Origin of the sequence: Sedimentitalea todarodis, assembly GCF_032595355.1 — a bacterium.
GTDB classification, from domain to species: Bacteria; Pseudomonadota; Alphaproteobacteria; order Rhodobacterales; family Rhodobacteraceae; genus Sedimentitalea; species Sedimentitalea todarodis.
In genome coordinates this window covers 1-10,081 of the sequence record NZ_JASMWN010000050.1, presented here as the reverse complement: position 1 = coordinate 10,081, position 10,081 = coordinate 1, and the positions used below count along the sequence as shown (strand labels likewise).

At 61.1% G+C, this 10,081-nt stretch carries 15 protein-coding genes and 1 tRNA gene; 11 read left to right on the top strand and 5 right to left on the bottom strand.

The window, feature by feature from the left end; translation table 11 throughout:
* A partial coding sequence (locus QO231_RS25375) for a transposase domain-containing protein (RefSeq protein ID WP_316782917.1) occupies nucleotides 1-240 on the top strand: 240 nt, incomplete at its 5' end.
* 40 nt (nucleotides 241-280) lie between these two features.
* Here QO231_RS25375 and QO231_RS25370 read toward each other — a convergent pair.
* Nucleotides 281-1,141, bottom strand: coding sequence for a helix-turn-helix domain-containing protein (locus tag QO231_RS25370; RefSeq protein WP_316782914.1), 861 nt, complete (start codon nucleotides 1,139-1,141; stop codon nucleotides 281-283).
* Between the two features lie 105 nt (nucleotides 1,142-1,246).
* On the opposite strand from QO231_RS25370, the gene QO231_RS25365 reads away from it, so the two are divergent.
* Genes QO231_RS25365 through QO231_RS25355 form a run of 3 tightly spaced genes read left to right on the top strand, consistent with a single transcriptional unit; the run spans nucleotide 1,247 to nucleotide 3,261 of the window.
* Complete coding sequence (locus tag QO231_RS25365) at nucleotides 1,247-1,450, top strand: DUF2061 domain-containing protein (protein ID WP_316782911.1); 204 nt, start codon at nucleotides 1,247-1,249, stop codon at nucleotides 1,448-1,450.
* On the top strand, nucleotides 1,443-2,339 hold the full coding sequence (locus QO231_RS25360) for a fatty acid desaturase (RefSeq protein ID WP_316782908.1): 897 nt from the start codon (nucleotides 1,443-1,445) through the stop codon (nucleotides 2,337-2,339). The genes QO231_RS25365 and QO231_RS25360 overlap by 8 nt, the downstream gene beginning before the upstream one ends.
* 19 nt (nucleotides 2,340-2,358) lie before the next feature.
* On the top strand, nucleotides 2,359-3,261 hold the full coding sequence (locus tag QO231_RS25355; protein WP_316782905.1) for a DMT family transporter: 903 nt from the start codon (nucleotides 2,359-2,361) through the stop codon (nucleotides 3,259-3,261).
* Nucleotides 3,262-3,416: 155 nt separating this feature from the next.
* Here the strand turns inward: QO231_RS25355 and QO231_RS25350 are convergent, their stop codons facing one another.
* Both QO231_RS25350 and QO231_RS25345 read right to left on the bottom strand, forming a co-directional pair.
* Nucleotides 3,417-4,118: an NUDIX hydrolase gene (locus QO231_RS25350; protein WP_316782902.1), complete on the bottom strand. Its 702-nt coding sequence runs from the start codon at nucleotides 4,116-4,118 to the stop codon at nucleotides 3,417-3,419.
* A 33-nt stretch (nucleotides 4,119-4,151) separates the two neighbouring features.
* Entirely contained in the window at nucleotides 4,152-4,550 is a 399-nt protein-coding gene (locus QO231_RS25345) for a DUF983 domain-containing protein (RefSeq protein WP_316782899.1), read from the bottom strand.
* A gap of 225 nt (nucleotides 4,551-4,775) precedes the next feature.
* Here QO231_RS25345 and QO231_RS25340 point away from each other — a divergent pair, with 225 nt between their 5' ends.
* From QO231_RS25340 to QO231_RS25325, 4 genes are read left to right on the top strand one after another with little or no spacing between them, the layout of a single operon-like run.
* Nucleotides 4,776-5,246, top strand: a complete 471-nt coding sequence (locus tag QO231_RS25340) for an EF-hand domain-containing protein (protein ID WP_316782896.1) — start codon at nucleotides 4,776-4,778, stop codon at nucleotides 5,244-5,246.
* Between the two features lie 52 nt (nucleotides 5,247-5,298).
* Nucleotides 5,299-5,880 (top strand): RNA polymerase sigma factor, encoded by a 582-nt coding sequence (locus tag QO231_RS25335; RefSeq protein ID WP_316782893.1) that lies wholly within the window; start codon nucleotides 5,299-5,301, stop codon nucleotides 5,878-5,880.
* On the top strand, nucleotides 5,873-6,226 hold the full coding sequence (locus tag QO231_RS25330; RefSeq protein ID WP_316782891.1) for a hypothetical protein: 354 nt from the start codon (nucleotides 5,873-5,875) through the stop codon (nucleotides 6,224-6,226). The genes QO231_RS25335 and QO231_RS25330 overlap by 8 nt, the downstream gene beginning before the upstream one ends.
* A complete protein-coding gene (locus QO231_RS25325) occupies nucleotides 6,227-6,727 on the top strand; it encodes a periplasmic heavy metal sensor (RefSeq protein WP_316782888.1) in 501 nt (166 codons plus the stop codon). It abuts the gene before it with no gap.
* A 109-nt stretch (nucleotides 6,728-6,836) separates the two neighbouring features.
* Here QO231_RS25325 and QO231_RS25320 read toward each other — a convergent pair.
* Nucleotides 6,837-6,913: transfer RNA gene (locus QO231_RS25320), tRNA-Ile, on the bottom strand.
* 116 nt (nucleotides 6,914-7,029) lie between these two features.
* On the opposite strand from QO231_RS25320, the gene purM reads away from it, so the two are divergent.
* The 3 genes from purM to rnd all read left to right on the top strand — a co-directional run bounded on the left by purM (nucleotide 7,030) and on the right by rnd (nucleotide 9,944).
* Complete coding sequence (gene purM, locus QO231_RS25315) at nucleotides 7,030-8,076, top strand: phosphoribosylformylglycinamidine cyclo-ligase (RefSeq protein WP_316782885.1); 1,047 nt, start codon at nucleotides 7,030-7,032, stop codon at nucleotides 8,074-8,076.
* Nucleotides 8,073-8,669, top strand: a complete 597-nt coding sequence (gene purN, locus QO231_RS25310; protein WP_316782882.1) for a phosphoribosylglycinamide formyltransferase — start codon at nucleotides 8,073-8,075, stop codon at nucleotides 8,667-8,669. Before purM ends, purN begins: the two co-directional genes overlap by 4 nt.
* Nucleotides 8,670-8,786: 117 nt before the next feature.
* Nucleotides 8,787-9,944, top strand: coding sequence for a ribonuclease D (gene rnd / locus QO231_RS25305; RefSeq protein WP_316782879.1), 1,158 nt, complete (start codon nucleotides 8,787-8,789; stop codon nucleotides 9,942-9,944).
* Between the two features lie 45 nt (nucleotides 9,945-9,989).
* On the opposite strand, the gene QO231_RS26215 is transcribed toward rnd, so the two are convergent.
* Nucleotides 9,990-10,081: transposase domain-containing protein (locus QO231_RS26215; protein ID WP_449421106.1), on the bottom strand; the 92-nt coding region annotated here is incomplete at its 5' end.

Here is a 10,081-nt window from a genome sequence, read left to right as displayed (position 1 = left end):
TTGGACAACAATATCTGCGAGCGATCAATCAGACCTGTGACCTTAGGGCGCAAAAATTACCTGTTCATGGGATCGAAAGGCGGCGGTGACGCCGCTGCCATCGCCTACACCCTCATTGAGACCTGCCGCATGAACAAGGTCGATCCCGAAGCTTGGCTGCGTTGGGTTCTGGCCCGTGTCGCAGATCACAAAATGAACCGCCTCGATGATCTCATGCCGTGGAATTGGCAGGCCGAATAAGTCAACACCAGTCAGACCGGACGGATACAGACGGAACGTGTCAGCGGATATCTTGGCGTAGGCTCTGCAGGTAGCTGGACAGATCGCGCGCAGGAAGTGTCGCTTCGCGGATCAGCGTGTCGAAGTGGCGTGCAAAGGTCTCGATCCGGTCCCGGTCGCGAAAGGCGACGTAATGTCCTCCGGCGTAAAAGACGCAGAGGAGTGGTCCGAAAATCGTCAGAGGCGCGCAGTAGAGCCGTCGTGCGTCAAAGAGATAGAGGCGCAGGCGCGGGTAGAGATGGTCGCAGATCTCAATGAAGCGGTCCAGTTGGGCGAGGCGCAGTTCCAGCGCTAGCCCGGCGTAATAGCCGGTGCCCCTCACGAAACTGTCGATCTCAAAGCGCGGTATCGCGATTTCGTAGTCCGACTGCGCGCTGCGCATCCATTTGAGCCGGTCCTCGGATGCCCCGATGGCCTGATCGGCGGTTCGTCCAAGATGTGGCGCGTATTCCCACTCGAGGAGTGCGCGGGTCTTGAGCATATCGGGCAAAGTAGCGGGTACGTGGCGGATCTTGTAGCCGGCAGCTTCCTTGTGCCAGTCAAAGATGCGCTGATCGATCAGCGCGCGGGGCGCTTCGCTCAGACTCAGGCTGTTGGAAAGCAGTTCTGCCGCGCTTTCGGGTCGGTCTGACAAGGAGAGCAACCAATCCGCCGACACACCGAGCGCCGCGGCGCAAGCACCGACGACATGGCCGTTGGGCAACCTGGCGCCATCATCGGTCAGAAGTTGCGAAATGGTCGAGCGATCGACGCCGATTTCACGGGCCAAGGCGCTTTGGCTGGTCTCTGTATCGCGCATCGCCCGGGAAAGGCGCGTTCGAAAGTGGTCAGCGCGCAGGCGTTTGTCCATTTTAGCTATCATACGGTGATATTTATCACAGTCGCTGACTAATGTTAATCAAATACAGAATTCTCACATGCCGACCGCTGACGTACCAACACCATGTCAACTGAAGGATAGGAAGGCATGGAAACACGGCAACGTTCGCTCGTGAAGGCATTGATCTGGAACCTGATCGGCCTGTCGGTGATGGTGTTCGTGGGCTATCTCGCGACCGGTTCCTTCGCCATGGGCGGAAGCATCGCCGTGGTGAACACATTGATCGGCGTGGCGATGTATGTGGTCTACGAGAGATTCTGGGCGCGGATCAGATGGGGACGTCATGTCTGAGCAAGACACGACAACAGGACGGGTGGAATGGATCACGATGTTGCTGATCCTGCTTTGCTATGGGTCCTGGGTGGGTGCGCTGTTCTGGCTGCCGCTCGGATTGGGGGTGCTGGCAACCGGTATCTTGATCGCCCTGCATGGGTCGCTGACCCACGAGGCCCTGCATGGTCATCCGTTTCCGTCACGGATTGCGAATGAACTCATGATGGCGTTGCCGCTCAACCTGAGCATACCGTATTATCGGTTCCGCGACCTGCATCTGGCGCATCATCGGGATTCGAACCTGACCGATCCCTATGACGATCCCGAAAGCAACTATCTGGATCCAATTGTCTGGAACCGCATGCCGTGCTGGAAGCAACTGGCCTGTCGCATCAACAACACGCTGCTGGGACGGATCGTGATAGGGCCGCTGATCGGTCAGGCGCGGTTCATGCGTGATGAATTCATGGGAGCGCGACGTGGTGACCGGGCGATCTGGCTGGCATGGGCGTTGCACCTGCCGGGCGCGGCAATCGTGCTGCTCATCGTTGCTGTTTCACCGATGCCGATGTGGGCCTATCTGATCGCGGCCTATCTCGGTCTTGGCCTGCTCAAGATCCGCACGTTTCTCGAACATCGCGCACATGCGCAGGTGCGCAGCCGGACGGTTGTCATCGAAGATCGCGGTCCACTGGCATTTCTATTTCTGAACAATAGCTTGCACGTCGTGCACCATATGAATCCCAAAGCTCCGTGGTATCGCCTCCCGGCGCTCTATTACCAGAACAGGGAACGATATCTGGCGATCAATAACGGGTATGTATATAAATCCTATGGCGAGGTCTTCCGCCGCTATTTGTGGCGCGCCAAGGACCCGGTGGCACATCCGCTCTGGCCCAACGACTGAAAACGCGTCAGTAGGGGGCATGAGCCTTTGGATCCCTGTCACCCTGGCCGCCGCCATTTTTCAGACGCTGCGCTTCATGCTGCAAAAGAGCCTGAGCACAACGCAACTGTCGGCGGCAGGCGCAACATTTGCCAGGTTTGCGTATTCCGCACCGCTGATCCTCGGGCTTCTCGCAACATATCTGGCAGTCACCGGTCGCAGCCTGCCACCATTGTCGCCAAGCTTCTGGGTGTTCGCGGTGATTGGCGGTCTGGCGCAAATCTTCGCGACGGTCTGCGTGGTTGCGTTGTTCAAGCAACGCAATTTTGCCGTTGGCATCACCTTCAAGAAAACCGAGGTGATCCAGACGGTTCTGGTCGGGTTCATCGTCCTGGGTGAGGGCGTCAGCATGGGTGGGTTCGCGGCGATCCTGATCGGGTTGCTGGCCGTGCTCCTGTTGTCCCGGGTTCCCGGCGTCGAAGGCTCCTGGTTGCAGCATCTGACAAATCGCGCCTCACTGCTCGGGCTGGGATCTGGCGTATTGTTCGCGTTTTCGGCCGTTGCCTATCGCGGCGCGTCTCTGCAGCTCGGCGACATCGAACCAGCGCTCAGGGCCGCAGTAACGCTGGCCTGCGTGGTTTCGATCCAGACTGTGGCCATGGCGGTCTGGCTGGGGCTGCGCGACCCGGATGAACTGCGGGCGGTATGGTCGACGCGACGCGTGGCCATCTGGGTCGGTGTATTCAGCATGGCCGGATCCTTCTGCTGGTTTCTCGCGTTCACGCTGCAAAACGCGGCCTATGTCAAAGCGCTCGGGCAGATCGAGCTGATCCTGAGTTTACTCGCGTCTGTTCTGTTTTTTCGTGAAAAGATCAGCGAACGCGAGATCGGTGGCATGGCACTTCTGGGCCTGTCGATCGTCATGCTTGTGTTGACGATCTGATCGCGGAACGACCGGCCAATCGGGCTCCAGCCGATTTCACATGGGATTCACGCAATCCCCGATAAGCAAACCCCAACCCCCTTCGTCTTTGCAGAAATACTCCGGGGGAGTCGCCCTTGGGCGGCGGGGGCAGCGCCCCCTTGCGATCCAATCACTCAGTCATGTTCCGGCATGGCGTGGCCACGCAATCGCAAGAACAGGCTGGCTTCGTCGTTGTTGCGGAAATAGGGCACGCTCACGGGGGGGGTCGGGTCGGTCACGCGGCCTTCGACTTCGGCGAGGACAACTTCCGTTATGAAAGGGAGATCAAAACTGCGCGCCTTGCTCAACTTGATCCACTGCAGATGTGAAAGCTCGTCGCAGGCGTGGGTAAAATCGTCGAGGTCGCCCTGTATCGCGGTTGCGTCAACCAGGAAAAAGCGGGCATCAAACCGGCGCGGTCTGCCCGGTGGGGTCAGGGCGCGAAAGACGAATTGAAGGGCGTCGGCGGCGGGACGGTGGCCCGTAGCCGCGAAGCTCTGCCAGTCATCGGGCACCGGTCCTGTCCAAACCCCGGGAGTGCCGAGGATCAATCCGGTCTCTTCCCAGAGTTCCCGGATGGCAGCGGCGGCGAGCGCCTGCTGAAGGCCATGTGCCGACTCTTCGCCAAGACGATCATGGCATAGGTCCGGCAGGGGCGCGGCCAATGGAACCAGGCTGTCCTGCGCATCCACGGCACCGCCCGGAAAGACGAACTTGTTGGGCATGAACGCCGCGTTGGCGCCGCGCTGTCCCATCAATATTGACGGATCGTCATGGCGGTCGCGCAATACGATCACCGTGGCGGCATTGCGGATCGCGGATTTGTCGATGGTCATGCTTACTCCTGCAGGTGCAGGGCGGGTCAACCCCTAGAACCCGTGCATATGCCGCGCCCATTGGAAGCCGACAATCGCCCCTTTCAGTCGAGGCAGAAGATAGAGCGACAACCCGACGCAGCCAACCGCAAATATGGTGAACAGCGTCAGCGGCTCTGGCCGCCACAAGGTAAATGTCAGCAGAAGCAGGGGTGCCATGATATGCCCGACGATCAGGATCGTAAGGTACGCCGGCCCATCGTCCGCCTGGTGATGGTAGAGTTCTTCCCGGCAGACCTTACAGATATCGTTAACCTTCAGGTAGCTGTACAGCAAAGGTCCGCTTCCGCATTTCGGGCATTTGCGGCGCCAGCCGCGCGCCACTGCCGGCCACAGGGCGCGGTCGGATTTGTGCCCGGCGTCTGAGGCCAGGCGTTTCGAATCGTCAGTCATGTGATCTTTGATCTCCCATGGCCAAGATGATCAGAATCAGGCGTGGCGAAAAGGGTACATGGCGCGATTGCGGCGGGATGTCGCGACAGGTGTGCACAAATGAATGTCCCTGCGCGAAACCGGAAAATCTGAAAAATCGACCCGAGCAGCGACGGAACGCACGAGATGCCGCGTTTTGACTATATGGTTGACGGCATCCGGCCGTCGCAATGCAGGAAGAAACAGATGGTACATAAGGGCTTTATTGCTGTGATCGTTGCGAGCAGCGTCGTATTGACGGCGGGTGCCGCAATGGCTCAGAAACCCGGCGGAATGCACCGCGCTCCGATTTCATTCGAAGACGCGGACCAGGACGGCAACGGCGAGATTTCCAAAGAGGAATTTGCGGCGCGCCACGAGGCACGCTTTGATGCCGCGGATGTCAACAGCGACGGTGCGCTGGATCGCGATGAAATGCTGCTCGAAGGTCAGAAACGGCTGGAAGAGCGCGTTGATGCCCTGATCGAGCGATTCGATGAAGACGAGGATGGTGTCCTGTCGCGGGACGAAATGCCAAAACCGCGCGATTCCAGGCGTGCCGACAAGTTCTTTGACAGGATGGACCAGGATGAGAACGGCAGCATTTCGAAAGCCGAATACGAAGAGGCACAGGAGCACATGGGCAAGCATGGCAAAGGCAAATGGCGCAAGAACTGAGTGAGTGCCTGAAGGCAGCTTCATATCCGGGGATCATCGCAGGGCATCTGCGGTGACCTCAACAGGCGCCGCGGTTTCGGATGACGCGTTGCTGATCCTGTTCGCCAATGGCGAACAGGCGGCGGCGCGTGATCTGACCCAACGGTTGGCGCCTCGTGCCTTTGGTGTGGCGTTGCGGGTTCTTGGGGATCGGGCCGAGGCCGAGGACGTCGCGCAGGAGGCGATGGTGCGGTTGTGGCGGATGGCCCCCGATTGGCAACCGGGCACTGCCAAGGTCAGCACATGGCTTTATCGCGTGACGCTCAACCTGTGCCTTGATATCAAACGCCGCCGCCGCGGAGGCATGGCGCGACTGGATGATGTGCCGGATCCGCCCGATCCGAAAGAAAGCGCGGCCGAGCATTTGCAACATGTTGCGCGGGCGGACGCATTGCAATCGGCACTGGGCGCGCTGCCCGACCGGCAACGCGAGGCCGTTGTGCTTCGGCATCTGGAAGGGCTGTCCAATCCGGAGATCGCCGAGATCATGGACATCAGCACTGAAGCGGTCGAGAGCCTGACCGCCAGGGGCAAACGGGCATTGAGCCGGGCCTTGGCAGGGCGACGAGACGAACTGGGGTATAGCGATGACTGACACTGACAAGGAAATGATTGAACTGGATGTGTTTTTTGAAGCCGCCCGGCGTGAGACGGCGGAGGTGCCCGATGGGTTGGCTGACAGGATCGTGGCCGATGCGGATCGGGTGCGGCAGAGTTGGTCAGTGTCTGCGCAAAAGCTACGACCCGGGATCTTGCGCCAGCTCTATGACATGCTGGGGGGCTGGCCGGCCATGGGCGGGCTCGCAACGGCCTGTGCGGCGGGTGTCTGGCTGGGATTCTCTCCGCCATCGATGCTGCCCGATCCGGCGCAGTTCGTCATGGTGGACGGCACATTTCTTGACGATGACAGCCTGGCCACTGCGATGGCCGAGGAAGGATAGATGAGCATGGAACAGAACAAGGCCGCGCCGCGCCGCAAGTTGTGGCTCCGCCTCTTGCTGGGCGCCTCGCTTGCGCTCAACCTGTTGGTCGTCGGGCTGGCGATCGGAGCGGCGCTGCGATTCGGCGGACCGGAGGGCGCGCGACGGCCGCCAACGGTGCTGGGTGCGACGCTGTACCGGGAACTGCCGCGCGAGGATCGCAGGGCCATACGCGAGGCCATGCGCGGCGCGGCGCTGGATCGCGGGCCGGATCGCAAGACCGCTGCCCGGCAGGTCGCTGATTTGGTGCGTGCGACCCCGTTTGACGCAACGGCCGTCGAAATGCTGTTCAGCCAGCAGGCCGCTCGGCGTGACGAATGGCAGACCTTGGCGAATGCGGTTCTGATCGAACACCTGGGCCGGATGAGCGAAGCGGAACGGGCCGCCTATGCGGACCGCATCGAGGAGGCATTGAGCAGGACGCGCCGTCACAACAGGAGACACAACGAGAAGCGTGATTGACCAGCTGCCTGGATGCGCCACTCCGGACGCGTGCGCATCACGGCACAGGGGTTTTGGGTGCACAGGGTGGCGGGAGGCAAGACAATCAACGCAGGCGATTGATTTTCGATGGTAGGCCCGGCAGGACTTGAACCCGCAACCAAAGCGTTATGAGCGCTCTGCTCTAACCAATTGAGCTACAGGCCCGCCTGCGCGTTGCGTATCATGATGAGCGGGGGCGTCAAGAGTGCGCGCGCCGCGATGTGTTGCAAGCGGCATCGCAATGTTCTACCCCGCGCGCAGGCAGCACAGGGACAGCATGCATGACACAGGGCAGGAATGGCATCACCTATGCCGAGGCAGGGGTGGATATCGACGCGGGCAACGCGCTGGTCGAGCGGATCAAGCCAGCGGCCAAGCGGACGGCACGGCCGGGTGTGGCCGGCGGGCTTGGCGGTTTTGGCGCGCTGTTCGATCTGAAAGCGGCGGGGTTTACCGATCCGGTGCTGGTGGCGGCCACCGATGGTGTCGGCACCAAGTTGCGGATCGCGATCGATACCGGCCATGTGGATGGCGTTGGCATCGATCTGGTGGCGATGTGTGTCAACGACCTTGTGTGCCAGGGCGCGGAACCGCTGTTTTTTCTGGACTACTTTGCCACCGGCAAGCTCGAAACCGAGATCGCGGCGCGGATCATCGAAGGGATCGCGGCGGGCTGTGAAGGCTCCGGTTGTGCGCTGATTGGCGGGGAAACGGCGGAAATGCCCGGGATGTATCCGCCCGGCGATTTTGACCTCGCCGGGTTTGCCGTGGGCGCGATGGAACGGGGCACGGCCTTGCCTGAGGGCGTCGCAGAAGGCGATGTCTTGCTGGGGCTGGCCAGCGACGGCGTTCATTCCAACGGCTATTCGCTGGTGCGCAAACTGGTGGAGATGTCGGGGCTGAACTGGGAGTCCGATTGCCCGTTTGACGATGGCGATCTGGGTGCGGCGTTGCTGATACCCACACGCCTCTATGTAAAACCGGCGCTGGAGGCCGTGCGGGCGGGCGGTGTTCATGCGCTGGCCCATATCACCGGCGGCGGGCTGACCGAGAATCTGCCACGGGTGCTGCCCGACGGGTTGGGCGCGGGCATCGATCTGTCGGCCTGGGAGCTGCCCGATGTCTTCAAGTGGATGGCAGACGTCGGCGGCATGGCCGAGTCGGAACTGCTCAAGACCTTCAACTGTGGTATCGGCATGATCCTCGTTTGTGATCCTGCCCAGGCCGACAGCCTGACCGCGCGGTTGGCCGGGTCGGGCGAAACGGTGCATCAGATCGGCACCGTGACCACGCAGCCCGGTGTGCAGTATCGGGGCGTGCTGTTGTGAGCCACAAGCGCGTCGCGATCCTGCTCTCCGGGGGCGGATCCAACATGGTTGCGCTGCTGGACAGCATGACCGGGGATCATCCGGCGCGGCCCTGTCTGGTCATGTCCAACGCTGCATCTGCGGGCGGTCTGTCAAAGGCGGCGGCGCGTGGTGTGCCAACGGCTGTGGTGGATCATCGACCCTTTGGCCAGGATCGTGCGGCATTTGAGGCGGAGCTGATCAAACCCCTGATCGCCGCGCAGGCCGATATCGTCTGTCTGGCCGGGTTCATGCGGGTCCTGACCGCCGGGTTTGTCGGGCTGTGGACGGGACGGATGTTGAATATACATCCGTCGTTGTTGCCGAAATACCGGGGGCTGCACACCCATGCGCGCGCGCTTGACGGTGGCGATAGCGAACATGGGTGTACCGTGCATGAGGTGACGCCGGAACTGGACGAGGGGCCAATCCTTGGGCAGGCACGGGTGCCAGTGCATGCCGACGATACCCCTGATACGCTGGCAGCCCGGGTGTTGACGCAGGAGCACCGGCTGTACCCGGCGGTGTTGCGCCGCTTTGCAGGCGGAAGCCGTGAACCGGTGCTATTGCCATAAGCACTGTCTGCATCTGCTTTGCAATCCGCGCGGATTGAACTAAGGGTTGCATATGAGAGCGTGGTTTGACCGCCTATCGCGCAAGAAAAACAACAACAAGCAGACGACATTCCACCGATGAGAACCCTCACAACGACCGCTGACCTTGCCGCCTTTTGCAAGCAAGCCCATGATCAGCCCTATGTCACCGTTGACACCGAATTCCTGCGTGAGCGGACCTATTATTCCAAGCTGTGCCTCGTTCAACTGGCGATGCCGGGGGAAGGGGACGAGAATGCGGTCCTGGTCGACCCTTTGGCCGAGGGGCTGTCGATGGAACCGCTCTACGACTTGTTTCGCGATACCGATGTCGTCAAGGTGTTTCATGCGGCGCGGCAGGATCTCGAGATCTTCTGGGTCGAGGCCGGGGTCTTCCCCGAGCCGCTCTTTGACACGCAGGTCGCGGCGATGGTCTGCGGCTTTGGCGAGCAGGCCGGCTATGAAACACTGGTGCGGCGGATCGCCAAGGCATCCGTCGACAAGAGCAGCCGGTTTACCGACTGGTCGCGTCGCCCGCTGAGCGAGGCGCAAAAGAAATATGCGTTGGCCGATGTCACCCATTTGCGCCAGATTTACGAATACCTTGCCGCCGAACTGGACAAGACCAACCGGACCCGCTGGGTGGCCGAAGAACTGCAGATCCTGACCAACCCCGCGACCTACGAAGCAGTGCCCGAAGAGTCCTGGAAACGGATCAAAACACGCACCAATTCCCCCAAGTTCCTCGCAATCGTGCAGGCTTTGGCGGCGTTTCGTGAACGCCATGCGCAGGCCAGCAACATCCCGCGCAACCGGGTGTTCAAGGATGATGCGCTGGTCGAACTGGCCTCGGCCAAGCCGCGCACGGTCTCTGATCTGGGTGGATTGCGCCTCTTGCTGCGAGAGGCGCGGCGCGGCCCGATTTCCGAGGGAATACTGGCGGCGGTCGAGCGCGGCATCAATTGCCCGCCTGACCAGATGCCCCAGCCTGATCGGCGGCGCGAAAAATTGCAGGTCAACCCGGCGCTGGCCGACCTGTTGCGGGTGCTTTTGAAATCCAAGACGGAGAGTTCGGGAGTCGCGGCCAAGCTGATCGCGCCAAGCGCCGATCTGGACCTGATCGCCGCAGGCGAGCGCGACGTACCCGCGCTGTCGGGATGGCGGCGCGAAGTGTTCGGTGCTGATGCCCTTAGGCTTTGCGACGGGCAAATCGGGCTGGCAGCCAAAGGACAGTCTGTGGTTGTCGTCGAACTTTAAGTTCGATCTTTAATATGTAAGCGGCGGCTGGAGGGCACCGGGCTTTCAGGTTGACGATCGAAAGTTCCAGGGGAGCAGGTCGTCGATGCGGTTTTTCGGATGGCCCGCGGCGATGGCTTCGAGTGTAGATTTCAGGT